Below are 25,353 nucleotides of genomic sequence, written 5' to 3' on the forward strand. Positions count from 1 at the left end.
CAGTAGGCCACCGCAAGCTATTTAATAGGTCCTGAGCCTAGCTTGCTTTTCGGACGATTATGCTCAGCGCGATGTCGATCATCGTCGTCGTGGCGATGATCGTCGGCATCGTTATCATCAGTGCGATTGATGCTGACATGCCGATCATTGTCGTCGGCTTCATCTTCGATGAGCGGCGTGAGAAACATCCACATCCATGTCGGAAGCGCCGTAATCCCCGTTGCTAAATCGGCTTTGATAGCCGCTCCCACAGCGGGATTCTTAAAAAGCTTGGCAAGTTTGCTCTTCACGTGTTCACTCTCTCCTTCGCGGCCTAAAAGATCGCGAAGCCAGTGCAGCGCTTGAACGACGCGCATCGCAGGGCGCCCAGCCCAGAATAACTTGCTGGCGGCGGTCGGACGAAAGGTGATCGTGACATTACCAAGCTTAATTGGCCGCCGACGTGCATCAGTATGAACAACGATTTTTGCCGGGACAGCGTCAATCAACCCAAGGTTGTTTGTTGCTGTCATGCCATCTACAAGCATCCGAGTCTGGTCGCGACGCCCGACGACCGCCTTGCTGGCGAGTGATGTGAAGCGAGAATATCAAAAGCGTCCGTAGCCGTTCAGAGTTCTATGGCTGACGGCTCTCATCCCGTCGACCACATATAGCGTACCAGACGCGATCTATGACCATCATCTGAGAAGCGACATAAACGCCGGCGCCTGCGGCTGAAGAGCGGTGGTCCTGAGCTCCATCGTTAGGTGCAACCTCATTGTTTTTGCCAAAACTGAGAACGACCACGTTATTCCGATAATTTTGATGGCACAAATGCCTTCAAGCGAAACAATCGGCCGTTCCCCTGGTCAGGCGGCTTTCTGAGCCTCGATCTGGGGCGTGGTCACCTGTTTTGGGATGGACGTGTTCGTCTGGATCTCGATTTTGCGGGGCTCCAGGGCCTCGGGGATTTCGCGAACGAGGTCAACTGACAACAGTCCGTTCGTCAGATCGGCACCAGAGACGCGAACGTGATCAGCGAGTTCAAAACGGTGCTCGAAGGGCCGACCGGCGATGCCACGGTGCAGAGAGCCTTCTACCCTGCGCTTCGGGTAATTGGATTATAGTCGCTCTGGCAAGCGCCGCCTGAGATTGTGCCTCAACGTGCCAACTGAACCATCCAATCTGCTCCAACGGCCCGCCTTTCGTCCGAGGGTAACGCGTCGGTCGATCTGTTGCGAACGTATTGCCTGGGCGAAGCATGCATGACCCGTTTGAAAGCCGCGCTGAAGGCGCTTTCTGATTCATAACCCAGTGATTGCGCAATGGTCGACACCGGATCGCTGGAGGCGGCGAGCCGGTCTGCCGCCAACAGCATCCGCCAGCGCGTTAAGTAGTCTATCGGCGTCAGTCCAACCGTTCCGCGGAATTTCATCGCAAATCTTGAACGAGACATACCGGCACATTTTGCGAGCGATTGGAGGTCCCAGCGATGGGAGGGATCCCGATGCATCGCATTGATAGCCAAACTTATCTGAGGATCCGACAGCGCGAACAGCCAGCCTATCCTGGGGCCGGACTGGTCCGTTATGTGCAGTCTCAGCGCTTGCACGAGCATCATGCTAGCGAGATTTTGGGCGACGAGATAGCCGCCTGGCTGGGGATTTGACAGCTCTTCCATCATGCGCTGAACCGACCAACGAAGAGTAGCTTGATCGGATTTCTCCCGCAGATGTAAGATGGGAGGAAGCATATCCAGGAGCAGGTCTGCCGAGCCGCTCGCCAAGGTAAAATAGCTACCGACAAGGAAGAAATCACCGCCGCCATTGTAAGTCAGGACGCCGTCTTGGCGCTTTTCAGCGTAGAGTGCCGCGGCGTCAATTGGCGCGAGTTTGGTGTCGCTAGCCAGCCGAAAAGCCCGCCCGTTCGGTAACAGGAAGCCGTCGCCTGATTTCAGGAAGACCGGATCGAGAACGCCATCCACTACCAGCCAGCACGCGCCAGAAGTGACCGCGTAACATTTGATGCCATTGTTGCGCGGGAACTGGATGGACCAGTCACCCCCGGCGGCGAAACCACCGGACACATGGCTTCGAGGTTTTAGCAGTGAGAGCATATCGGAGAGCGGGTCTGTGAGCATCGGATACGATCGCGACAATAATAGCTACTTTCCAGCATAGCACGTATCGCGGCGACATGTATAACTTTGGCTAATGAAGAACCGCACGCATGACGCGAGCCTCAGAAAATCTCGAAGCCTAGCGAGAGGATAACTGCGAAATGAAAGCAATTATATTCGATGCGACACAACCGCGTGGGATTGGTTTCGGCGAAGTGCCAGACCCAATGCCGACGCAGGCCCAAGCCCTTATCGAGGTCCATGCTTTCTCGCTCAACTTCGGCGATGTTGCTACGCTGGCTCGGGGAAAGCCCGGCGACATACCGGGGTGGGATGCGGCTGGCGTGGTCGTTCGTCCCGCTGCTGACGGGTCGGGACCAAAGGCAGGCGCTCGCGTAAGCAGTTTCGGTTGGGGCGGCGCATGGGCGGAACTTCGGGCGGTTAACACCGGCGAACTCGGCGTGGCAACACAGGACGTTGACTTCGCCGCCGCAAGTGCGCTGCCGGTCGCCGGGGTTACGGCGCTGCGAGTCGTGCGTACATTCGGCACTTTGATCGGCAAGCGCATTCTTGTTACCGGCGCTTCTGGTGGGGTCGGTCGCTTCGCTGTCCAACTCGCGCATCTGGCTGGCGCCCACGTCATCGCCAGCGTCGGGTCAGTGGGACGAGGCGTAGGGCTCGTTGAGCTTGGTGCCGATGAAGTCGTCGTGGGGCTCGATGGCATAGCGGCACCTGTAGACGGAGTGATCGATAATGTGGGCGGCGCGCTTTTGACTGGTGCGATGCAATTGCTGGCCAGGGGCGGCGCTTTGCAGAGCGTGGGCGTATCGTCAATCGAGCCGAGCACGATCGATTTCGCCCAACAACGTTTACCAGATGGCCGCAGGGCTGCAGGGAGACGGATCGAGGTTTTCGGCGTCGGCTCCGGCTTTGGTCAAGATCTCGGCTACCTTCTGACACTGGTGGCGCAGCGGCGGCTCAACGCCTGTATTGGCTGGCGTGGCGATTGGCAGCAGGTTGCTGAAGCTGTGGACGCGCTGCTTGGCCGCCAGGTCAATGGCAAAGCGGTTCTAGACATTCGCAGGAGTGGTCAGTGAGCCTCCCTATTCACCATTGGCCGGAACAGTGGGTAAGTTTGAACAATAGGCTTCACGCCCAAATGCCGGTTTCACGGCGTCAAGTTTTTAGTGGCGGCGGCCCATTTGGCTTCTCCTGTTACGTTTGATCTCCGATGGCATCAAGTTCAGATAATGTGTCTTCGTCGAGCTCGATCGAAGCAGAAGCGATGTTCTCTTCGAGATGCGAAAGGCGCCCTGCGCCTCTCATCCCGGCGGTGCGACGAAGGCCTTCTCCGGGAACGCCCTGCCAACCACCTCCAGGAATGCGCGCACCTTGGCGCCGACCAGGCGGCGTGAACTTTGCAGCGCCCAGATCTCCACGGGCGGCCCGGCTTGTTTCCCCCAATAGGCAAGCCTGCCGGCCTCGATGTCTTCGGCAACAAGGAGCTTGGGCAGCATGGCTGCACCGGCGCGTGCCAGCACGGCATCGCGGACCATCAGTAGCGACGAGAGGCGGAGAACCGGGGCCGGCCGCAGGACAATGTCCGCCTCCGTTCCGGACTTGATACGCCAGAGGGTCCCGGGCGGTGTTGCGGAGAGCAGAACGGCCTTTACCGTCGCTTCCTCGCCATCCACGCTGGGGGCGGGGCGGGGCATGCCGGGTGGTGCAACGATCAGCCGTTCATCGTTGAGGAAACGGCGGCCGACGAGGCGTTCGTCCGGCGATGGGTCGATCCGGATGATCAGATCGTAACCATCCTCAACCGGATCGACCCTGCGGTCTTCCGCAACGATTTCGAGCTGGACCTCCGGAAAGGCCAGCGCAAATCGCGCACCGATGCGGGGCAGCGCGACATGCGCGAAGACGACCGGCGCGCTCACCCGCAGCCTGCCTCTCGGCGTGGATGCGCCAAGCACGACCGCTTCTCCGGCCTCGGCGATTTCGCTCAGCAGCCCGTGCGTGCGCTCATGCAGCGCCCGTCCCTCGTCCGTCAGTCGCAGATTTTGGGGTCCGCGCTCGATCAGCCTCACCCCGAGGCTCTCCTCCAGTTCGGCGACCCGCCGCGACAAGGTGGCTTTCGAGCGGCCGGAGACGCGGGCGGCGCGGCCGAACCCACTATTTGCAGCGACAAGGTCGAAGTCGGACAAAGCCTGAAGATCCATCATCGTGTTCCGTATTTGAGACAAGCAATATCGATATTGGCACCTTCTCAACGACAATGAAACGGCTACCTTCTCCCTCATCAGATGCAGACACACCAACACCAGGAGATTTCGACATGAGCATTCTCGTGACAGGCAGCACAGGAACCATCGGGGCGCAGGTCTTGGCCCATCTTCAAACGCGCAACGCCGATGTTCGCGCTCTGACGCGCTCGCCCGAGACGGCGCAGTTTTCTGCTGGTGTGACGGCGGTCCGCGGCGACCTCGCCGATCCGGATTCGGTGCGCGCAGCGCTCGAAGGCGTCAGCACGCTGTTCGTACTGGCCCCAAATGTCGCGGACGAACTGACGCAGGCGATGCTGACGCTGACAGTCGCCCATGAGGCCGGCATCAAGGGCATCGTCTATCTCTCGGTGTTCGGCGGCGACGCCTATGCCGACGTGCCGCATTTTGCGGGTAAGTACACGGTGGAACGTATGATCGAGGCGCTTGATCTGCCCGCGACGGTTCTGCGGCCCGCCTATTTCATCCAGAACGATCTTCGTCAGAAGGACGGGCTGCTGAAGGCCGGCGTTTATGCCTCGCCGATCGGCGCGAAAGGTGTGTCGATGGTCGATATCCGTGACATCGGCGAGGCCGCCGCGATCGAACTGGTTCGCCGTGAACAGGCCGTAACGCCGCTCGGCCGCGAAACCTACGCCCTAGTTGGTCCCGACAGCCTGACCGGCGAAGGCATCGCCACAATCTGGAGCGAAGCCCTTGGCAAAGCGATCCGTTATGGCGGTGACGATCTCGTCGCTATGGAGCAGCGCACCAAGACCATGCTGCCCGCTTGGCACGCGCTTGACCTGCGCCTGATGTTCAGCCGCTATCAGACGGAAGGCGCTGTGGCGAGCGCCGACGACCTGGCACGTCTGGCCAAGCTGCTCGGTCGCGCCCCACGCTCCTATGCCGCTTTTGCCAAGGATGCCGCGACCCAATGGTCGAAGGGCTGAGCCCGTATACCATCCACGACTGAACAAAGGAAACCTGCCATGATCACCATCCAACCCCTGTTGGCCGAAGATGCTCCGGCCGTGGCCGCGATGCGTCAGGCCGCCTCGGCTCATAAGGGCGATGCACTTGGCCCCGAGGCGCGTCCGATGTTCGACGCCATGTTTGCCGCAACACCGGCTGCGGCGGATGTCCGGGTCGAGGCAGCGACGGTCGGCGGCATTGCCGGCTTCTGGGTCCGGCCAGCGAATGCAAGGCCGAGTGCGCGCATCCTTTATCTTCACGGTGGCGGCTATGTGCTCGGCTCGGCCCAGGCATTGGCCCATTTCGCGGGGCAAATCGCCGTACGCGTCGGCGCCGATGCCTTCGTCCCGGACTACCGGCTGGCCCCCGAGCACCCGTTCCCGGCCGCTATCGACGATGCGGTTGCCGCCTATCGCGGTCTTGTCGCGGAGGGAGAGGAAGGGATCGCGGTCGTTGGCGACTCGGCGGGTGGCGGTCTGACGCTGACGCTGCTGTCGATCCTCGCCGCCGACAAGACCGGGGGCATGGTGCAGCCGGTCGGCGCGGCAGTTATGTCGCCCTGGACCGACCTGGCACTGACCGGCGACAGCTTCGAAACCAGGGCCGAGGCAGACCCGATCTTCACGCGCGGCGTCCTCCAGGGTTTTTCCGACATGTACCTCCAAGGCGAGGATGCCACCCAGCCCAAGGCATCGCCGCTTTACGCCCCACTGGCCGGCCTCCCGCCCGTTCGCATCGATGTCGGCGACAACGAAGTACTGCTCTCCGATTCCATCCGCTACACTGAGCAGGCACAAGCGGCGGGCGTGGAGGTCACGCTTGCGGTCTGGGAGGGCATGCCGCATGTCTTCCAATCTTCGCTCGGCCAGTTTCTCGCGGCCGAGCAGTCTCTGAATGCCATCGGTGATTTCCTACGCCAGCGGCTCGAAGCCTTGGCCAAAGCCGCCGTCCCTTCCAACCCGCTCAAAGGAGCTTGATCATGACGCGCGTATTGTTTGTAGGCCAGAAGCCTGAAACCGTAGACTTCTCCGATCCCTCTTTGCCACCGGGATTCAATGCTGAAAAAATCCAGGCGGGCATCGACATCGCCGAGACGACTATGACCGAGCGCGGTTGGGACGCCGACATCTGCATGATCGCTCCCGACGACAGTGGCATCGCCACATTGGCATCGCAGCTGGCGAAAGTGGGCTACAATTGCGTCGTGGTCGGCGGCGGTCTGCGCATCCCGCCAAAGGGATTGCCGTTCTTCGAGAAGGTCGTCAACGCGATCCACCAGGGCGCACCGAAGGCAGCGATCGCATTCAACACCCGTCCCGAAGATACGGCAGAGGTCGCGGCGCGGTGGATCGGCGCGGATTGAGTGCAAGATCAGGTTGTCGATGTGGGAGGGCATGCAGCTGTCTTCCAATCTTCCCTCGGCCGGTTTCCCGCGGCCGAGCGGGCCGTTACCGCCATAGCTGATTTTACTCCGCCAGGGGCTCAGCAATGCTTCCCGTCCATCAGCACAACTTCGCAGGTTTGACATGAAAATTCTGGTATTGGGCGCGACCGGCGCCACCGGCCTGCTCATCGTCGGCAAGGCCGTCGCAGAGGGATACGCGGTCGTCGCTCTCGTTCGCTCGAAGGTGAAGGCCGCGGATCTCGCCGGCGCCGAACTGATCGAAGGCGATGCCCGCGATCCCGCTGCTTTGACCGGCGCCATCGCTGGTTGCGATGCCGTCGTCAGTTCGTTGGGTACGGCCATGAGCCCGTTCAAGGAAGTGACCCTGCTCTCGACGGCGACCCGCGCACTGGTCGGCGTCATGGAGCAGCAGAATGTTCGTCGTCTGGTGTGCATCACCGGGCTGGGCGCCGGCGACAGCCGCGGTCATGGCGGCTTCTTCTTCGACCGGCTGTTTTTGCCCCTGATATTGCGAAAGGTCTATGAAGACAAGGACCGCCAGGAAGATGCGATTCGGACCAGCAAGCTCGACTGGACCATCGTCCGGCCGATGGTGCTCAACGACAAGCCGGCGCGCGGCGGCGTCAAGGCGTTGACCGACCTGTCCGGCGTCCATGGTGGTTCTATCGCCCGAGCCGATGTTGCCGAGTTTGTTGTGCAGCAACTCACCGCCGATACCTGGCTGCGCAAGGCGCCGCTGATCACCTGGTAGCCTCTGGAGCGAGGTCGGGATCAGGGCTTGAAAACCAGATTCTATGGCCGACAGACGAAAAAAGCCAGTTGCCCTTCTCGTCTAGCGGATCGTTGAACTTGGCCTTCTTTAGTCATTTGTAACGGGCTGCCCGAGGCGACATCCTTGTGGCAGTCTCTCCAGTTTGTGGGGTGATGCCTTCTTCAGCCATTCTCGACAGCCGACGCCGCCCGCCGGATCACGTCAACGACGACTGTGGGCTGAGAAAGCATCGGTACGTGGCTGCGTGCCACCTCCGTGACAGTCGCTCCCATGCGCTTCGAAACCCAGCATTGAAGATCAGGGTGCACTGTATGATGTTTCGTCGCCAGTACATACCAACTCGGCTTCGATTTCCAGGCAATGCGGTGGGCAGTTAGGCTCTGCTGGTTGAACAGATCAAAGACGGGCGCATAATGGGTGGCCCAGATGAGCTTGTGCTCTTCCGCCGATAATCGCCTGCAAAGAATTCCGTACCGTTTGGAAGCATCCAGGCCCATCTGCGACCTCGACGCCGGAGAAGATGTCGGATGGATACTTCTCCAGCTGGTCTTGCACGGTTTCACCGATGTCCGGGGCGACGGCGGCGACGTAGACAAGACCGATCACACGCTCATCGACGCCCTTAGCGGTGATCGTTGCGCCACCGTAGGAATGGCCGACGCGGTTGAGCGTGCGCTTGACCGTCGCCACATCCTCTTCGAACGAGTCCAGGCCATATTGGACGGCAATCACCTCGTGTCCGTCTGCCTGGAGCGCTGGGTCACCTTGCTGAAGCATGAGCCGTCGGCCCAAACACCATGGCAGAAAATTATGGTAAGCTTGGATGAAGTTGCCATTTTTGTTTCTCCTTCGTTGATATCAGCCGAAGCTAGATTTCCCTTCCATAGGTGACAAAGACTTTGCACGCTCGACCTATGCCTTGAAGGTATAGCGAGGGATCGGATGGAACTCCGCCATTTGCGTTATTTCATTGCCGTTGCTGAAGAAGGCAACTTTCTGACCGCTGCCCAGCGGCGACTAAATATCTGTCAGCCGTCATTGAGCCGGCAGATCCGCGATCTTGAACTTGAAGTCGGCGTAGAGCTGTTCGAGCGGCAGGCGCGCGGCGTTGTGCTGACCCCTGCTGGGCGTGTCTTTTTGGATCACGCTCGGCTGGCGCTTCCGCAGGTCGAGGCGGCGAGCGAAGGCGCCCGGCAAACAGCGCGACCGAAAAGGCCCGTGCTTACTATGGGGTTTCTGGTTGGGCTTGAGGTCACGTGGCTACCTCACCTGTTGCGCATGATCCGCGAGGAAGCACCTGAGACCGAAATTACACTATCTGCTCAGTCCTCCCCAGACCTGGCTCTTGCGTTGATGCGCGGAAAGCTGGATGTAGCCTTTCTTCGTCCCGAGCAGAAAAGCTTGGGCGTTGCAGCAGAGGGGACTCAAGCGTGACGTCGCCGTATCGGTAACACATCAGCCGTTTTTTGGCGTTTTGGCCAGCTCTTGGTTCGGGTTTTCAGGCTGCGGGAACCTGCGGGAGCATCTGATGAATGAGCCATCCCTGACGCCATTGGTCCTACTGGTCGAAGATCAGCCGCTGCTTCGCGTCGAGGCCGAGGATATCCTCAAGGGGCGGGGCTTTCAGGTAATTTCCGCGATGAGTGGCAGCGAAGGGCTGTCGCGGCTGGATCAAGACGCGACCCGGTTTAGCGCCGTGATCACCGACGTGCGGCTTGGCGATGGTCCAAAGGGTTGAGACATTGCCCGCCGTGCCCGCGAGTTGGTGCCGACCATGCCGTTGGTCTATGTGACATCCGACAGTGGGGATGAATGGGCGGCGAACGGGGTGCCTGGCAGGCTGGCCCCTAGTCGGTCGTCTCGAGCCCCAACGCAACCCTTGCGTCGCGCAAGCCGCGGGCAGCATCGCGGTTTCCAGTCTCAGCCACAGCTTCAAATATACGCATGGCGTCACTGGCACGGTTCAGGTTGATGAAGGCATAGCCTCTCAGCACAAGTAAATCGGTGGTTTCCGGTTGCAGAAGTGCGCGTTGGTCCAAATAGATGAGAGCCTCGCGATAGCGCCCGGCGTCAAAGGCCAGATTGGCGCGATTGGCAAGGATCGCCACCTGGAGTTCGGACGAGCGCTGCATGCTCTGCGGCGCCTTGGTTGCGGCAACGGCGGCCTTGTCGATGAGGCCGAGCCTCAAATAGGCGAGGCTCTGACCATAAGCGGCGTCCTCACGCGTGGCGTGCACGGAGGAGCCTAGCGCCGCCTGAAAGGCCTCAGCTGCCTCTAGGGGCCGGTTCAGATCCATCAGGCACCATCCGCGCTGCAGTGCTGCCTGAGGTAAAAGATTTTCCACTCCGCTACGGACATCACACGTTGTCCGACCAGCGGATGTTGTCGGGCGGGACTGGCGGGATACCGCCACAGATGCTGCGGCGTTCGTCTGTCGTGATCGGGTTGCATCCCCCTTTCCGCTTTGCTGCGCGGGCTCTGGTGCGAGTTGTGGAGACTTGGCAGCTGAGATGATGCCGAGATCGGCGATGCGTTGTGAACGCCCCGCCCAGGCTGATCGGATCGCTTCTGTTCCGGCGCGGTCATTCAACTGCTGTCGGGTTATGGCAAGTCCATAGGCGGACGGCTCGTCTGCCTTCCACTGGAGCGCGGTCTCGAACCACCGTGCTGCCGTGTGTGGCTGATTGAACGCGCGCGCATACCAGCCAAGCTGCTGGGCGGTCGGCACATATTTCGCTTGTAGGGCCGTTCTGGCGATGCGTTGGAGAATCTCGGTCGCAATTTGCAGCGGAGGATCGCTCGCCAACAGATTGGATGTGGCTGCCAGATATGTCGCGCTTGCCTCTTCGGAGCTGTCGCGCCAAGGGTACATGACGTCCTCCGCTCGTGCCGCCTGTCCGCTTTTGAGGAGCGAGAGGGCAAGACCTTGCGACGCCGACACACTCTTCTCGATCTGTCCTGCCTTCGAGAACCATTGCTCAGCCTGCTTGGCCTCGTCATGACGCAGTGCGTACCATCCCAAGAGCAAAGCGTCCGAGGCTTTTCCTTCAGCCTCAGCCATCCGGCGCAGGCGCTCCAGATAGTCCGGGGCTACGTCGCTGCCGGGGGTCCCGTTTGCCGTCGCAACCAGCCGGCGTGCAAGATCGTTGCGGATGGGCTCGAATTCCTTTTCCCGCTCCAGGGCGAGGAGCGGAGTGAGTGATGACGAGGAGAGAAGGGCAGCGGCTTTCTGGATCGTGGCAACCCGTTGCGGTTCGACCGTACAATTTTCCAGGACGTAGCGATACACGTCCACGCCCCGCGTCTCGCGATCCGTGCGGATGAAGGCTTCTGCCAGGCGCCACAGAACATCGACGTCACTACAGGTGCGCAGGGCTGGAATTTCTGCCGCCAGGGTGATGACTGTCTGATATTGTTTCAAATCGGAGGCGTTGATCAGCCGCACGCGGTTTTCCGCCAGATTCAAGCGTTCCAGAAGATCCTGTGGCGGCTGCCACGTTCTGTCCGTCGCCTGACGTTCCGCAATGGCCTTGCGGACTTCGCTGTAGCGCCCCTCGGCATATTGTCGCCACACCTCCTCAAGCCGTTCATCCCGTTCCATCGGTATTTCGAGCGGATTGGCAGGCGGTGTCCAGTCGGGATAGAGGGCTCGCAACCGTGCAATCTCTGCCTGTAGACGTGCATTGTCGCCACGAGCAGCGAAGTAGCGAAGTGCAGAGAGGTCAGGCTCCGGCTTTGGTTCTGCCGCCGGAGGCGCCGGATCTCCAGCTTGGTCGGGTTCTCTTGTCTTGGGCTGAAGCTGCGCCTGTTCTTGCATTGCCGCGGGGGGAACGGCAGTATCGGGCGCGCCCTGGCCCGCGGGCTGAACCGTGAGGATCTGCTGAGCCAAGGCCTGCGGATCGGCAGGCACGGCTTGTTGCGCGACGCGCTCTTGTTCCGACCTGACCGTGGCCGCCACGTTTGCAGGTAGGCCAGGAAGGCTTACCTTGTCGCGCAGGCTTGCGGCGAAGCCTCCGCCAATCAGGGTGGCCGTGAGAAGGACAAGCGGGAGCTTCATAGACATGAGGGATATTTCTCCCGAATGCCCGCCAGGACCAGCAATTGCAGCGTCGCGGGATAATAGAGATCAGGTTGGAACTGGATCGACGACGGCGGGAGGGGCGTGCCGTCGACGCGGCATGCCAGGAAATCACGGATGGCGCGATAGCCCGGATCACGCAGGGTCTCGACCGGCCGTCCCGTCAGCAAGTCGATCACAGCCGGGATGCCATGCTCATCCACCATGGCGTCCATCAGGCCGCGCATGAGTCCCGGATCATTGATATTACTTCTGGCAAGATACAGCGGAATACGGATGGCATTGTAGGAGAACTGTGCCTCGAAACCCTTGGCAGGGACAGGATGCTGCTTGAGGCTGACCCATTCCGGGGGAAGCCGAGCTCGGTCTATCTGCAGCGTGCGGATCAGTTCCAGTCCGTCGTCTGACAGTGCCTGCCACCGGTCGGATGGCGCAAGAATACCCATCACGGGCAGCGCTTCGAAAATCCAGTAGGACGGATTGACGACGGGTCCGTCTTGGCGGTCCTCAGCCCGAAATCCGATTGCTCCCGGCAAAAGAATGGTCCGCCCGCCCGCCGAAATGACCGTCTTCGACAGAATGCTCTGCGCCATCCGTGCCGCGGCCTGAATGAAGTCCATTCGCTTCCATCTTGAGCCTGCAAGGCCCAGTGCGTAAGCGATCAACAGGTCTCCGTCCGTCGCATTGTTGATATCTTGGACATGAGGAGACGCGTCGGGTTCCCATTTCCAAGCCGAAAGCCCATCGTCCCGCAATAGCAATTCGGTGCGGGTAAAGGACCAGATCTGCTCGAAGTCCGACGGACTGTCGGCAAGATAGGCAAGCAACAGGCCGTAACCCTGGCCTTCGCTGTGGCTGACGGCGCCATTGCCATTGTCGACGATGCGGCCGTTGGGTTCGAGGAACTTTTCCTTGTAGGCTGACCATTCCCGGCCCAGGACCAGCGGCTCCTTGGCCTGGGTGAAGCCGGCAGAGCTGAGAAGTGTCAGGCAAACCGCCAGCGTGATCAGGCGTAGCATCATTTCCGCCTCCCAAGACGACTAAGGACGGATGCAGTGGCAAGCCCGAAGATCACCGCAAACACGACCAGAAGGATGGTGTAGGCGAGGACATTGGTAGACAACCAGTTGGTGAGAACCAGTCGATAATTGTTCAACGAGACGCCGCCTGTCGATCGGTAATCAATTTGGCTCTCCGCAAGCACGGTGACGGTATCGGTCTTGCTTGCATAGGCGCTCAACCGACCGCCAACATCACCCCACCGATCCAGCCTGGTTATCATCTCGACAGAGGTTTTCAGTTCGGCCGACGTCGGACTGGTGACCAGCGTCCAGCTGGCCTCACCTGCGGGGCTTGCGCCTTGCGCAATCAGCAGGCTGTGCGTCGGAGATGGACGAAACGGGGGGGCCGTACTGGGCAGGATCCGCAGAGACGCGGCGGAAATGTCAAAGTTGCGTTGCAGCCACGCCTGGAACGCGCTCACTTGTCCGCTCCAGATTCCGCCGCTGACACGCGTGCGCCATTGCTCGAATGCCGCAGATGTTGCAGCAGCGGGGGCTGCTAGCGGCGATGCCGGCCTCCAGGACGTTGCACCATCGGCAGCGATGGCTGTCTGCGCAAGAAGCCTGGCAGGCATCTGGGAAAGGCTACCAAAAAAGATGGCGTTGCGATCGCCCACGGCCGTGGGCGTTGCCACAAGCTCAGTTGCAATCACGTGCCCCGCCGCCAGTGCCAGCTTTCCCATGAAGGTCGATACCGCCGACATCGTGTCAGCGTCGAAACGATCGACGAAAAGTTGAAGTGGCTCTTCGTCGCGTGCGTAGGGATACCCGGTGGCGGCCAGCGCCGCCAGGTTGGGAGTACGTCCAATCCGGCCAAAGGCTGGCATCTGCCATTCGGACGTATTGAAGATGGCGAGGCGCGGTTCGGCAGCCGCCGTCGAACCTGGAGCACAGAGCGTATCGGCTTCCGTGGTGATGATCGCCTCCAAGCCGATCGTGTTGAGGCCAGGCCTGATGTGACGCAGGGCGACCTTGATGGGAAGGTGCCGCAGGATCCCGCCCTTCGAGGAGGTGATCGGAACGGTCGAGGCTATGTTTCCGTTCACATAGACGTCGATATGGCTGCCCGGCAAGACGGCGTCGGTGAACGCCGCGTCCAAAAGCAACTGCCCTTCTCCAAAGGCGTTGGCGTAGAAGTCCGACGGGACCGCAAGATTGAAGTTGGTGCGTACACGGCGTCCCGGAAATTCAATCGTCTCCATACCAAGCTGCGACAGGGCAAGGGTCTCACCACCAAACAGGAGCGGTGCATCCGGCGTGCTCCACCGCTGGGTGGTGATGACGTCACGACGCGTCGCGAGAGAGCGATCCAGCGGGGTCACGAATGTATCGATCGCCGCGCGAATGTCGGTCCAACGCGGGCCGGTGATAAGAAGAACCGGCTGATCCGTCTGCGGATCAACGGCCCAAGTCAACAAGCTGCCGTTTTGAGCTGCGGCGGGCAATCCCGGAAAGACCGGCTGCAGTTCAGCCGCAGTACCGATCACAATGCCCAAATGTCCCGGCCTGGGTGCTGGCAATCGCTGCGAATGGAACGAGAAGCTCTGGCTTGGCATGCCGGCGAGCAGCGACAGTCCCTGTGCAAGCCGAAGGAGGGGAACTGTCGCGCCTGGCTGCCCGAGGGTTGGAAGCAGTACCTCGAACGATGTCGCGCCCTTGGCATCGGCACCGATGGCCCGGATGGCCTCGGCGATGGAGGGTGCCGTACCGGTCTGTCCTCCAAGCGTGAGAAAGGTTTCGGCGGGATCAATCCTCGTCCAGAGCTCATAGGTGGAGCGGATGTCGCAATCAGTCCTGTGCCGCTGGTTGGCCCGAAATTCGATCTGGTTGGAGCCGGCCTGCAGAATGCCCGCTGGCACCTCCAACGACACAGTGCGCGGCCTGTCCGCAGCGCTGATGGCTTCATCTGCAACTTGACGTCCGTTGAGCAGAACCGTCAAGCGCGATGCTTCCGGGGCGACCACGATGGCGTTGCGAAAGCTGAATGCGAGGCTGATTGGACCGGAAACCTGCTGTTCGGTCAGGTAGATCGACCATGATCGGCGGTCGAGCTCGCCCGTCAGGGCCAGTTCCGGCACGGGAAGGATATAGCGGCGGTTCTGCCGCTCCGGCGGTTGAGCCGAGGGAGTGGTGTCGGATCGCCGGTCGTTGTTCGGCGCAGGTTGCGCCGCCGGGCCGCGCGGGAGCAGCTCAGGCAGTTGGGGTGCTGGCGCAACGGGAACGGATGGCCTTTCCGGCCCCATGTCGAACGGCGCCGCCTGGGCGAGGACGGGCCCGGTTGCAGCAAGCCAGATGACGAAGATCGAGAATAGGAAAAAAGGACGGCGTGTCATGTACCCTTCCCCATGCCCCGGAAGAGATAGATCAGCCCACGGCTTGTCTGGTAGAGCGACAGCCCGAGAAACCAGAGCGTGCCGCGGACAAGGCCCGGATTGCGCCTGCGGCTCGTCTGGAACTCTTCCCATTGCGTGGAATTGGCAAACAGGAGATCGGCGATCCAACGGTGGTCGAGCGCATCGCGCGGCCGGTATTGGCAGCCGACCTGAACGGTGTCGCCGGACGATTGCGCCCCACGAACGACGATCGGCAACAGGGCAAGCTCCTGCTGTTCATCATGCGGCCTGAACCGCAGCACGGCTTCCGCGCCGGGGCGGATGGCCGACAATTGTTTGCCGAACACCTGCAGGCCCGCTCCGCCCACCGAGACATCCTCGATCGAGGCGGGATACCACCTGTCCTCGACGCCAAACTCGCAACGTCGCCGGACCCTTATGCGTCGCGAGGAGGATTTTTCGCCGCGCTCCGAGACCACTCCCAGCGCGCATCCGGCGAGAATGAGGTTGATAATGTTCCAGCCGCCGACGACGAGGGTCACGTCCGCCTTGTAGGGCTCGGTGTAGATTTTAAAGATCGTCATGATGACGGCGATGACCTGCACCGCAAAGATCACGAAGAACGGTCTGCTGATTTCCGAAAGCCGATTGACGGAGACGGATTCATCCTTGGCGGTGACCTGGAATGTCGGCTTCCTCGGATTGACCATGACCGACACGACCGCCGGAAGAAGATGGACTGTCTGCACGAATTCATAGAGCTCGGAGATCCAGGGCCAGCGGAACGAGCCGTACAGATAGTTCTGCATCATTAGGTTCACCAACATGTAGGCCAGCGTGTAGGCGAGGAACTCGCCGCCGGACGCGGTGAAGATCTCCAGGTCGAAGAAGATATAGAAGAGCGGCGCGATGAGAAAAATCGTGCGCGGGAAAGGAAACAGCCAGAACAGCGTCGACGACATGTAGCAGAACCTCTGTGGGATAGAGAGGCCGCTTTTCAGGAAGGGCATGCGAAAACGCAGGATCTGCATCATTCCCTGCGCCCAGCGGCTTCGCTGGCCGATGAAGCTGGCAAAGGTCGCAGGTTGAAGGCCGGCGATCAGAGGCTTGTCGACGTAGATGCTGTTCCAGCCCGTACTGTGCAGTTCGAGCGCAGTCTCGCAGTCTTCCGTGATGCTCATGCCGCTGAAGCCGTTGGTCGTCTCCAGCGCGCGGCGGCTCAAGACGGCGGCAGAACCGCAGAAGAAGGAGGCGTTCCACTTGTCCAGACCGCGTTGGATGATGCCGTAGAACATCTCGTTCTCGCTCGGCATGCGCTCGAAGGTGCGCAGGTTCCTCTCAAGAGGATCCGGATTGAGGAAGAAGTGCGGCGTCTGGACCAGGAACAGCTTCGGGTCTTCCTCGAAATAGCCGACTGTCTCGAGCAGGAAGTCGCGTGCCGGCGCATGGTCGGCATCGAAGACGGCGATTAGCTGGCCTTGCGAGTGGGCAAGGCCGTTGTTGAGGTTGCCGGCCTTGGCATGCTCGTTGCGCTCACGCGTAAGGTAGTTTGCGCCCAGCTGCCGACAGAGGTCAGTCAGTAGGGCGTGACGCGCGACGGCCGTCTCCGACTCGCGAACATCGGCCGAATTGCGCTTTTGCAATGTTCCGCCGTCATCCAGCAACCAAACCCTCAGCCTGTCTGCCGGATAGTCCATCGACTTTGCTGCGGCGATGGTGTTGGCCAGCAGCATCGCATCCTCGTTGTAGGAAGGAATAAACACGTCGACCGCCGGAAAGGTTTTCTGTTGGCCTGCCCGCGACGGGCGCGACGCAAGCGGCATCGCCACGATGAACAGGCTGAGAAACAGCATCAGAATGTTGTACATCTCCGCCAGGTACAACAGCATTCCCGGGATAAAGTTCTCCGGCTGATTGATGGGGGGCAGAGTTTCGGTGGTGCGCCAGTAGGCATAGCGCAGAACAATGGAAACGCCGAACGCGAGCGCCACAAGCCGCCAGCGCCCTTCTGACTTGAGAAGCTTCAGTCCGCCCATGATAATGACGACCGTCACGCTTACGATCAGTTGGGTCTGCAGATTGACAGGCAGGGTGATCACGCTGACCACACAGGCTGCCATGATCGTCCACAAGATGATGCCCAAGGCCTTATGCATGGTCATTCCTTTGGCACGTGGCGCTAAGCGCTAGTGCGCCGCTTCACGATCGCCTGGGTTGGAGCAGGCGGGCGACATGGGCGCGGCATCAATGCAATCGGGGGAGGGCACGGCAACCTGTGCCCTTCCCGTGTTCTCGGCTGTGTGAGAGGCAGGCGGTGGTACTGGAACGACCATGGCGTCATCAGACTGCGCGCTCGAAGCCGCGGGAGCGACGGTCGTCGCGACCGGCAAGGCAGGAGCCGCAGCCGGTGCTGCCGGCGCGCGCCGCGTTATGGCAGAAGTGGTGCTCCGGTCGACCTGGGAACGCGAGTAGCTGAATGGGAACGTCTGCGCGGACGGTTGGGCCGCAGGATAGATCGGTTGACCGGTCTGGCCGATCCTCGGATCACCGGAGGATGGGCTGCCGAAGGGGTTCCAGATTTCGCCGTGGAAGGTGCCGATCAGCGTGTAGCCGTACATGACGCTCAGAAGTTCACTTTCGTTCGCGCGCTTGTCGCACAGGCGCAGCCTCATCTGGACCATGCCGAAATCCCGGCCGATGCCGCTTCCGCTGCTGCGCGAACGGATCTGCTGCCAGCCGAAGAGACAGGCATCTCCGCCAGCGCTGCGGCCGGATGCATAGGCAAACGGGCCATAGGCGTTCTGCAGGTAGATATTCGAACGCGTCATACGCACACCAGGCACCGCCGCCGCATATTCACGCCGGAGACCTGCCTCGTTGACGGTTCGATAGTGCCCCATGCTGGTGTTGCTGCCCTGCGACCCGCCGATAAAGCTGACCTTCAGGTAGTTCTGGCCAGGGATGCTGGAGTTGGTCGCCAAGGACACTGTCTGCTCGGTCGCGTTGGTGTGTTGTGTCTGGACAACACCCAATACGGTGGGCCCACCGGGCGGCGGCATGATCAGCGCTTTGTCGGCGGATAGAAGCTCTGGGCCCACGGGGGCTTTGACGGTACCTGCAGTGCCACAGCCGGTCAGCATTGATACGAGCAACAGAGTTGTCAAGCGAGCCTCGATCACCGTAAATTCCGTTCAGTCCTAGGTTATACACGTGAGAGGAATCTCAAGACGATTTGCGGTAGAGGGCAACTTACTCACAATGGTGGTTAACAGATCGTAAATGCTTAATGCTCGATTAAGGATTTTTGGGCTTGCACAGAGCTTCGGCGCAGCCGCGGTACATAGGAACAAGGCGGCCAAAGCGGTCGCGGTCGGTTCCTCTTACGCTGCGGATCGCGCAAATAACGCATAGCTCCATATCAGCCGTGGAAGGCGGTTCGATCTTTTCCACCTAGTTTGACCTGGTAAAGAAGGGTAGGTGTCCGCCTGCTTGATCAGCGCGGTGGCCGCGTCGCTCCCGGCCGAAGCAGTCGTGCAGCCGTCGCCCGTTTTCTTACCAACCATTCGCCTTGTAGACCACTGGGGCCTCGAAGGGCTCCCTTCGCCATCGCCGATGGTCTGGCCTCAACCGCGATAGGATCGTCGATTGGCGTAAACGCCATGGCCAGGTCTGCTGCCAGTGAAGCCAATTCTTCATTTCGTGCGTTCAACATCGTTGCTTCGAACTTTGGCCCTTCTCGCAATCAACGGGAGACGTACATATGTTCGAAAAGGCGATGGGGGTATACGCGTCGAATGGCATTGCAAAATCAGATGTCAGAGGGTCTAGGACTCCCCTATGCGGTTGCGCTCTCGTTCTGCACGATTGTCAGCGGCTTGGTTTACTGGCCGATCCGGAGCGCGACCAAAGATCTCAAGGGCTCGATCACGATCATTACAGAGAAGATGGTGACGCAAAAGGAGATGGAATGGCGCACGACCCGCGGATCGGAGGACCGGGCGCGGGCAGATGCAGCATTGAAGGAAGTCCGCACAGCTCAGGTCCCGCGCGAGGAGCTCGACCATGGGTTGGCAAACTACGACCAGAGGTTCCAAAACAGCAGCGCCAGATCGACGAGGGGAAGACCGCCCAGGACAGCGTCTACGGCCAGCGCGACATCTCCTCGATCTTCGGAGCGTCTCGACCGGGTCGAAAGGCAGCGCAACGCGCCAGGGGGTAGTCTACGCCCTAAGTTTCACGCGCTTGCCGATCATTGGCATTGTCGCGGCTACTGGCTGGCTGATACCAAGCCCAAGGTCAAGGCGTAGAGCGGAACAATCCAGAGCAGAGTGGCAAAAAAGCCTGAGAACCAAAACCGCCTCGGTATATCATCGTCCGCCAGTCGCCGTATTGGCCGTCGCGGTTTCCGCGCCTCGGACATCCTCCAGAGCAGGCCGGTGAAAAACAGCCAGCTTGCAATGCCGGCAATCAATGTCGCGGTGCAGAACATCACGACGCCTAAACCGATTGCCAGTGATACGAGAAGCCCGCTGAATTCGTAGTTTAGGAACGCGATGACCGCGGTGGCGATCGCCAGGCTGACCACCAATAGGGGCCAGTGGCCCCGAGCGTTGATGATGGCCTCTCTAGCTTCAGATGGCACGGCGCGCATTGCAGCCGAAATGTTGGCGTTCAACTCATCCTCCCGATGGCATCATCTTTCCGCCGTTGGCGGAGCGCCACATTTCCAATCACCATGAGTGGCAAAAGGTTCCGGCTGATGAAGATCGCTTGAGAAGTCCGAAGCTTTAGAACGTACTCCACCCGCCATGGCGCCATGAGCAGGGATCGGCTTTCGTTTCGGCGGCGGGGACGTTCATCATTCGTTTCGGCAGCGCTAAATTCGCCAGACGGAGGAAAATCAGAGAGATAGGCAAATCAGCCCACATTTGATCGTTTAATATCCCCATCGACCGACGCCCCTTTATTCTCAGTGGAGTGTGTTGCTCGTTGGACAATTGGAAAATGACAAAGACGGAATGGGTAATGTTGGTGGCAGTGGCAATCCCGGTTTTGCCGCCCCTGTTGAAGGAGGCCGACTTTGGTGGGAAACCTTGCGGAAGTATCAGCGAAGCGATCGCCGGCGGATCGGCCGGCCCCATGGCTAGTGCGCAGGCGAACTTGCTGGCCCCTCGATTTCATGAGTATATTCCATCCGCGCATTTCATGGCGGACCTTGAGCCCCGCAGCCTCAATTGGCTGCCGGGCTTTTTTCGTTCCGGCGGGTTGTCGCGATGGGGTCTTCAGGGTGAAGCAAGCATAGAAAGCCCGACCAGCAGGACTGATTGGCAGGGCTCCATGTCGGGAGTAGAGCGCGGTCGCACTGCGTCCCGTTCTCCCGGAAAAGTTCTCGGCCGCCCAATGGTCCTCGGCGACGTGGGCTTTCCCGGTCTCCTTATGCTGACCTAACCGGCCAGATCGGGAACTGTTCCCCGCATCTGGTCATAACGGAGGTAAGCGAGATAGTTGGGAGCCCTGTTCCTCAAATCATAGAATAAGTTGGTTTGCGGTGCCGGCTGAGATCTCTCAATGTATCGGGTCTCGGCCGATCTGAATTTCAGTGCCTGTATCCAGCACGATATGCAAGTCACGTATCATGCCTGCTGCATTGAACGCTTGTAGGTTTGCTCGTCTCAGCCGAGCGAAAGCGGGTTTATGCTTTTACAAAGATCAGGGGGATGATAATTCATGGCCCTAGATCGCATTCTGACGGCGTTAGCTCAGGTAGTTTTGGCCGGTCTCACTCGGGTGAAGCCACTTGAGCCTCTCAATAATCGATCCGCAGAACGAGCGGCTCCGCCGTCATGATTTGCAACACCTGGTGACGATGGCCAACGACGAGAATTTGGCGACATTCAACAACCCGAAAGCAAAAAAAGCATGATAGCAGCGTACATTGACGAATTCATCATGTTTTGCGCTGGCCTTTGGATGACGGGGATCGGATTCGATTATCTCTCGCTGTCACGCAATCCGGCCCGTCAACCGTCGGTCGTTCGTCATTTCAAGTGGATGGGTCCGCTGCTGCTCGCTATTGCGATCATTCTAGCCGCCGCCTCGTGACTCATCACAGACGCAACCTCCTCGGGTACAATTGATGCAGTGAACGGTATTTTGGCCTGCGAGTCGTGCGGATGGGATCACACAGAATCAATTGTCCCTTTCGGCTCGTACATTCTCCGATGCGCCGCTTGCGGCGAAACTGTCGTCGCAACATCCTTCATCGCCGTGCTCGACACCGATCATCAATGCTCTGCCTTCGTTGACGCCGGTCCCGGACAACACCCTCAGCCGAAAGCGCTTGTCGCGCGGGGACCGCTCCGGCTGATCGCAACGACAATCAATGCCGCGGCAAGCGATGGAACTTTGATCCGCCTGATTTTCGAGCCGACGGGCTAAACGAGCGCGGCTTGAGGCGCCTGAGGACGTCATTGGACCGGCACTTTCCGCATTCCCTGGTTTTGTCCCGCCGAGGCCAGCGGCCGAAGCACCATTAGGACGGCAAGATCAAATATCAACTCCGTTGGATACAGCTTCGCCTCCCATATTTTAGATCTGATTTTTAATCCCAAGGAGATTTAGGTTTGAGTCCCTATCTCTGCAATCCCGCGATATGAAGTGCGTCGCCAAGCGACTTCGACAGCGCAGGTTCGCAGTCGACGCCTGAAAAATGCATTCTGTATTGAAAGTTGGGCTGCAATTCCAAAACGCGGGCCGCAGCACTCTGGGCGTCGAGATTACGTCCGAGTTTCGCGAGCGACGCTGCCAACAACATATGTGAGATGCTGTGGCGGGGGTTGAGTTGAACAGCCTTTTGCGCCGCCATGACGGCCTTGCCGAAGTCTTCCAACCGAAAGTGACCAAGTGCCAGGGCGTGAAATGCGGACCATGCCCACGGATCAAACGGGCTAAGGCGCAAAGCTCGCTCGCCCCAGTCGATGGCGCGACCGGCATCTCCGGCCCACCCGAACATCACGCCGCCAACAATATAGGTGATTGCGGAGGATGGGCTGATGGCGAGCGCAGCCTCGGCTGCGGCGAAGGCGGCATCGCGATCATGTTCGTCCATTCCAATCGAAAACGCAGCGAACGTGAGCGCAAGCGAGTCGTCCGATCCGTGCTGAAGTGCTTTTCGCGCGTATCGAATGGACGCCATTCGATTTTCTTCCAGAAGTCCAGCACGTAGGAAAAGACAATGGTGACACATAGCCGCAAACGCGTGCGCCAACGCGTAGTCCGGCTCAAGAAGCAATGCCCGATCAAGGAGCACCAACGCCGTCGTGACCTCTGTCGGCATACCGCAATAAACATCAGGTTGAGCCTGCAGGACGAGATCATAGGCGTCGAAGCTATCGGGACGCTTACGTCTGACGCGCTCAAATTCCGCCCGACGCAGGCGCGGCTCGATGGAGCCGACGACGTTGAGGGCGATTTCGTCCTGGAGATCGAAGATGTCGACGATTGGGCGGTCGAACCGTTCCGTCCACAATAGGCTTCCCGTCCTCGCCTCGACCATTTCGACAAATACCCGGACACGATCACCGGACCTGCGTACGCTGCCTTGCAGGATATAGCGCACATCCAGTTCCTCACTAATCCGACGCAGGTCAAGGGACTGGGTCTCGTAGGTAAAGCTGGATTTCGGCGCAATCACCGTCAGCCATTTTATCCGCGACAGCCCCGCCGCGATGTCTTCAGCGACGCCGTCGGCGAAATACGCATTGTTAACATCGCTTGGTGCAGAGAACCGGAGGATCGCGACCGACGGCCGTGATGAGCCAACAGGCGAGGATAGCGACGGTTCATCGGGCTTGCCGGATGGAGCCGCCCCGGTTTTCACGTCGGGGCCGACATAGCGGTAGCCTCGTCGCTGCAGCGTTTCGATCCAGTCCGAACCTGCTTCACTGGACAAGGCGCGTCGGAGAGCCGCCACTTGAACCGTGAGATTACTGTCTTCGACGGCAAGTCCGGGCCATGCGGCGTCCATGAGTGCTTCCTTGCCAACCGGCGTTCCCGCCCGCTCAAGGAGTACACGCAACAGCGCCACTGCGCGTCGTCCAAGGCCGAGCGGCTCGGCTCGGCAGAACAGAATTTGGGCGTCCACGTCGAGGCGAAACGAGCCGAATGTTAGGATCGTCGCCATGACGAAAAGAAATAACATCCGCGGACAATTTGCAAGAATTTCGCAAGTCCTTCGCGACTTCCATCAGCCGTTTCTCCATCATCTGCTCTCCGCGAACCAGACAAACAAGATGGGAGAGGATGAGATGAGCAAAAAAGCAGTCGTCCGAATGCCGGAGGAAGGCAGAGAATTGAGTTTGGCCGGAAAGCCGCTGAGGTTCCTGGTGACCGGCGATGACGCGAAACATACTTCGATGTTCGATTGGACCTTGCCCCCAAGCTTTTCCACGGGGCTACACGTCCACCACGTCCTGGAAGAGACGTTCTTCGTCCTTGAAGGTGAATGCGAGTGGCAGATCGGGGATCAAAGGATCGTCGCCAAACCCGGTGCCTACGTCTTCATCCCGCCAGGAGTACCCCATAATATCGCCAACCATAGCGGCAAAACGGCGAGGATGATTATGACGGTCTCACCCCCCGGACATGAACATTATTTCGAAGAACTCACGACTCTTGTCGCAAGCGGCGGGCCGCCAGACGCGGCGGCCATTGCTGACTTGAGGGAGCGCTACGACACGACGCAGTTGTCTATCCTGCAAACGTGAGACGAGCGCGGAATTTGGGGCATCAGAGACCTGAATGTTTCGGCTCCTGTTGGCCCCATAGGGGACACCACGACGATGGGAAAACAGCGAGTTCGACAGTTCGAATCTCCTTCAGGCGACCAGCGCTCACCGGCATCCCTACATCTCGGAGAGCCGCTGGACCGCCCCTTGCGAAGCCCGATGACATCGGAATGTGGAGTCTGAGGTGTGACACCGTTTCGTTGGCCCGTTAACGAGGTCAGACACTTCTGATCAGCCGTTCCCGGCTGACGCTGATCAACCGGAAGAAAACGCTGCGTCACTGAAGAATTCGGCCAGTGCCTTCGCCGTTTCGATGGGAAACTCTTCAGGAAAGAAGTGCCCGCCCGGCATCGAATGACCGACGACGTCGCCTGCGAATTGTTGCCATAACGCCAACGGCCCTCCGTCATTGGTATACCAGGTGGCCAATGCACCGGTCCCGCTCCAGAGGACCATGAGTGGGCAACGAATCCGGTGCCCAGCGATTTGATCTTGGACGTCATGCTGGCGATCGACGCTTGCTGCAGCACGATACTCCTCGCAGATCGCGTGAACATGGTCTGCACTTCTAAGCGCCTCGACATAGGCCTCTCTGATCTGTGGCGGGAACACCGCGGCGGAAGATCCCCAGCCTGTGAGCGCATCGTCGATAACGGCCTCCGGTGCACCTGCGATCAGCCTCTCCGGCAAAGGCTCGGCTTGCGCCAGTAAGACCCACGGCCAAAAGCCTAACGCAAATCGGTCATCAGCTTGATCCCAGACGGTGGAGGTCGGGACGACATCCAGAACGGCAAGCTTTCTTATCGCCGCCGGATGATCGAGCGCCATGCGGTAAGCGACACGGCCGCCCCGGTCATGGCCACCGATCATGAACTCGCTGAAGCCGAACTTTTCCATAAGCTCGACCATCTCGGCCGCCATCGCGCGTTTGGAATAGGGGAGGTGATCGGGGGTGGAAGGAGGGCAAGCGCTGGCGCCATATCCACGCAGATCGGCACAGATGACGGTGAACTCAGAGGCAAGCAGAGGAGCGATGTCGCGCCACATGAGATGGGTCTGTGGGAAGCCATGCAGCAAGAGAAGCGGCGGGCCGCTCCCGGCAACGGTGGTGAATATCGATCCACCCGACACGGAAATTATTTGCGCATGGCTGTGGTTCGGCATGTTGCTTCTCCTTGCAGCGTCATCGTCACTCGTGCGCTCAGTTGAACGGCCAGCCGGGTCCCGGCAGTGGTTACTTCGATGGAAACGATTTGACCGGTGCCGGCCATCTGATTCATCTTGTCCATACCGAGCCACAGCGCAGTGGTGATGAAGAGGGTCGATCGGTCCTCGCCGCCGAGCATACAGGCGAAAGCGCGCCGGTCGGACTTGACCTCGTCAAGCAGTTCGCCGCCTTCTAGTACTCGGCGACAATAGCCATTGAGCACGTCCGCGTACCAGATGGCGCCCTGGCTGTCGAAACATATCCCGTCTGGCGGACCGGGAAGCTCTGCCCAGATCGGCCGGCTGGAAAGGCGGCCGTCAGCGGCCACATCGAATGCGGCCAGGTGCTTCCCCCACTTTCTGCGCAGACCAGA

General features: G+C 59.9%; 21 protein-coding genes and 3 pseudogenes. 10 read left to right on the plus strand and 14 right to left on the minus strand.

All coding sequences use genetic code 11. The features are described from left to right. Positions 1 to 17 precede the first annotated feature (17 nt). The 3 genes and pseudogenes from ACZ9IU_RS25770 to ACZ9IU_RS25780 all read right to left on the minus strand — a co-directional run bounded on the left by ACZ9IU_RS25770 (position 18) and on the right by ACZ9IU_RS25780 (position 2,119). Positions 18 to 512, minus strand: coding sequence for a DUF6088 family protein (locus tag ACZ9IU_RS25770; RefSeq protein ID WP_244447575.1), 495 nt, complete (start codon positions 510 to 512; stop codon positions 18 to 20). A 336-nt stretch (positions 513 to 848) separates the two neighbouring features. Beyond that, positions 849 to 1,076: pseudogene (locus ACZ9IU_RS25775) on the minus strand (Hsp20 family protein); the annotation flags it as partial. 62 nt (positions 1,077 to 1,138) lie between these two features. Then, entirely contained in the window at positions 1,139 to 2,119 is a 981-nt protein-coding gene (locus ACZ9IU_RS25780) for an AraC family transcriptional regulator (protein WP_040125184.1), read from the minus strand. Positions 2,120 to 2,259: 140 nt separating this feature from the next. Between ACZ9IU_RS25780 and ACZ9IU_RS25785 the strand changes: the two genes are divergently transcribed. Then, a complete protein-coding gene (locus tag ACZ9IU_RS25785) occupies positions 2,260 to 3,195 on the plus strand; it encodes a zinc-binding dehydrogenase (RefSeq protein WP_040125182.1) in 936 nt (311 codons plus the stop codon). A 225-nt stretch (positions 3,196 to 3,420) separates the two neighbouring features. Here ACZ9IU_RS25785 and ACZ9IU_RS25790 read toward each other — a convergent pair whose 3' ends face one another. Continuing rightward, positions 3,421 to 4,320, minus strand: a complete 900-nt coding sequence (locus ACZ9IU_RS25790; RefSeq protein WP_040125850.1) for a LysR family transcriptional regulator — start codon at positions 4,318 to 4,320, stop codon at positions 3,421 to 3,423. A gap of 116 nt (positions 4,321 to 4,436) precedes the next feature. On the opposite strand from ACZ9IU_RS25790, the gene ACZ9IU_RS25795 reads away from it, so the two are divergent. The 4 genes from ACZ9IU_RS25795 (at position 4,437) to ACZ9IU_RS25810 (ending at position 7,493) form a co-directional block, all read left to right on the plus strand. Next, positions 4,437 to 5,315, plus strand: coding sequence for an NmrA/HSCARG family protein (locus ACZ9IU_RS25795; protein WP_040125181.1), 879 nt, complete (start codon positions 4,437 to 4,439; stop codon positions 5,313 to 5,315). Between the two features lie 39 nt (positions 5,316 to 5,354). Further along, positions 5,355 to 6,314: an alpha/beta hydrolase gene (locus tag ACZ9IU_RS25800; RefSeq protein WP_040125179.1), complete on the plus strand. Its 960-nt coding sequence runs from the start codon at positions 5,355 to 5,357 to the stop codon at positions 6,312 to 6,314. Between the two features lie 2 nt (positions 6,315 to 6,316). After that, positions 6,317 to 6,700, plus strand: a complete 384-nt coding sequence (locus tag ACZ9IU_RS25805) for a hypothetical protein (protein ID WP_040125177.1) — start codon at positions 6,317 to 6,319, stop codon at positions 6,698 to 6,700. Between the two features lie 163 nt (positions 6,701 to 6,863). Then, the gene (locus tag ACZ9IU_RS25810) at positions 6,864 to 7,493 is read left to right on the plus strand and encodes an SDR family oxidoreductase (protein WP_051900569.1); all 630 of its coding nucleotides are present in this window, start codon (positions 6,864 to 6,866) and stop codon (positions 7,491 to 7,493) included. 182 nt (positions 7,494 to 7,675) lie between these two features. Here the strand turns inward: ACZ9IU_RS25810 and ACZ9IU_RS25815 are convergent. After that, a pseudogene (locus ACZ9IU_RS25815) lies at positions 7,676 to 8,350 on the minus strand (alpha/beta hydrolase). A 106-nt stretch (positions 8,351 to 8,456) separates the two neighbouring features. Here ACZ9IU_RS25815 and ACZ9IU_RS25820 point away from each other — a divergent pair. Further along, positions 8,457 to 8,927 (plus strand): annotated as a pseudogene (locus ACZ9IU_RS25820) (LysR family transcriptional regulator); the annotation flags it as partial. 115 nt (positions 8,928 to 9,042) lie between these two features. After that, complete coding sequence (locus ACZ9IU_RS25825) at positions 9,043 to 9,252, plus strand: response regulator (protein ID WP_157885324.1); 210 nt, start codon at positions 9,043 to 9,045, stop codon at positions 9,250 to 9,252. 109 nt (positions 9,253 to 9,361) lie between these two features. On the opposite strand, the gene ACZ9IU_RS25830 is transcribed toward ACZ9IU_RS25825, so the two are convergent. The 6 genes from ACZ9IU_RS25830 to ACZ9IU_RS25855 form a co-directional block, all read right to left on the minus strand. Continuing rightward, positions 9,362 to 11,578, minus strand: coding sequence for a tetratricopeptide repeat protein (locus ACZ9IU_RS25830; protein WP_244447574.1), 2,217 nt, complete (start codon positions 11,576 to 11,578; stop codon positions 9,362 to 9,364). Beyond that, positions 11,569 to 12,612, minus strand: a complete 1,044-nt coding sequence (locus ACZ9IU_RS25835; RefSeq protein ID WP_040125848.1) for a family 8 glycosyl hydrolase — start codon at positions 12,610 to 12,612, stop codon at positions 11,569 to 11,571. The genes ACZ9IU_RS25830 and ACZ9IU_RS25835 overlap by 10 nt, the downstream gene beginning before the upstream one ends. Beyond that, a complete protein-coding gene (locus ACZ9IU_RS25840; protein WP_040125172.1) occupies positions 12,612 to 14,987 on the minus strand; it encodes a cellulose biosynthesis cyclic di-GMP-binding regulatory protein BcsB in 2,376 nt (791 codons plus the stop codon). Before ACZ9IU_RS25840 ends, ACZ9IU_RS25835 begins: the two co-directional genes overlap by 1 nt. Beyond that, positions 14,984 to 17,143 (minus strand): UDP-forming cellulose synthase catalytic subunit, encoded by a 2,160-nt coding sequence (gene bcsA, locus ACZ9IU_RS25845; protein WP_040125847.1) that lies wholly within the window; start codon positions 17,141 to 17,143, stop codon positions 14,984 to 14,986. The genes ACZ9IU_RS25840 and bcsA overlap by 4 nt, the downstream gene beginning before the upstream one ends. Positions 17,144 to 17,173: 30 nt before the next feature. After that, positions 17,174 to 18,127 carry a cellulose biosynthesis protein BcsN gene (bcsN, locus tag ACZ9IU_RS25850; protein ID WP_065814814.1) on the minus strand — a complete coding sequence of 318 codons (954 nt, stop codon included), beginning with the start codon at positions 18,125 to 18,127 and terminating at the stop codon, positions 17,174 to 17,176. A 1,127-nt stretch (positions 18,128 to 19,254) separates the two neighbouring features. Beyond that, positions 19,255 to 19,662 (minus strand): hypothetical protein, encoded by a 408-nt coding sequence (locus ACZ9IU_RS25855; RefSeq protein ID WP_157885321.1) that lies wholly within the window; start codon positions 19,660 to 19,662, stop codon positions 19,255 to 19,257. 1,244 nt (positions 19,663 to 20,906) lie between these two features. On the opposite strand from ACZ9IU_RS25855, the gene ACZ9IU_RS25860 reads away from it, so the two are divergent. Beyond that, positions 20,907 to 21,089 carry a hypothetical protein gene (locus ACZ9IU_RS25860; protein ID WP_040125166.1) on the plus strand — a complete coding sequence of 61 codons (183 nt, stop codon included), beginning with the start codon at positions 20,907 to 20,909 and terminating at the stop codon, positions 21,087 to 21,089. 39 nt (positions 21,090 to 21,128) lie between these two features. Next, positions 21,129 to 21,425, plus strand: a complete 297-nt coding sequence (locus ACZ9IU_RS25865) for a hypothetical protein (RefSeq protein ID WP_040125164.1) — start codon at positions 21,129 to 21,131, stop codon at positions 21,423 to 21,425. Between the two features lie 193 nt (positions 21,426 to 21,618). On the opposite strand, the gene ACZ9IU_RS25870 is transcribed toward ACZ9IU_RS25865, so the two are convergent. Beyond that, positions 21,619 to 23,187 carry a winged helix-turn-helix domain-containing tetratricopeptide repeat protein gene (locus ACZ9IU_RS25870; RefSeq protein WP_244447573.1) on the minus strand — a complete coding sequence of 523 codons (1,569 nt, stop codon included), beginning with the start codon at positions 23,185 to 23,187 and terminating at the stop codon, positions 21,619 to 21,621. On the opposite strand from ACZ9IU_RS25870, the gene ACZ9IU_RS25875 reads away from it, so the two are divergent. Further along, positions 23,168 to 23,752 (plus strand): cupin domain-containing protein, encoded by a 585-nt coding sequence (locus tag ACZ9IU_RS25875; RefSeq protein ID WP_367396528.1) that lies wholly within the window; start codon positions 23,168 to 23,170, stop codon positions 23,750 to 23,752. The genes ACZ9IU_RS25870 and ACZ9IU_RS25875 overlap by 20 nt on opposite strands. Positions 23,753 to 24,028: 276 nt before the next feature. On the opposite strand, the gene ACZ9IU_RS25880 is transcribed toward ACZ9IU_RS25875, so the two are convergent. Next, positions 24,029 to 24,937 carry an alpha/beta hydrolase gene (locus ACZ9IU_RS25880; protein ID WP_051900555.1) on the minus strand — a complete coding sequence of 303 codons (909 nt, stop codon included), beginning with the start codon at positions 24,935 to 24,937 and terminating at the stop codon, positions 24,029 to 24,031. Continuing rightward, on the minus strand, positions 24,910 to 25,308 hold the full coding sequence (locus tag ACZ9IU_RS25885) for an SMP-30/gluconolactonase/LRE family protein (protein WP_244447572.1): 399 nt from the start codon (positions 25,306 to 25,308) through the stop codon (positions 24,910 to 24,912). Before ACZ9IU_RS25885 ends, ACZ9IU_RS25880 begins: the two co-directional genes overlap by 28 nt. Positions 25,309 to 25,353: the final 45 nt, after the last annotated feature.

The sequence above is a fragment of the Mesorhizobium sp. USDA 4132 genome, assembly GCF_056279545.1.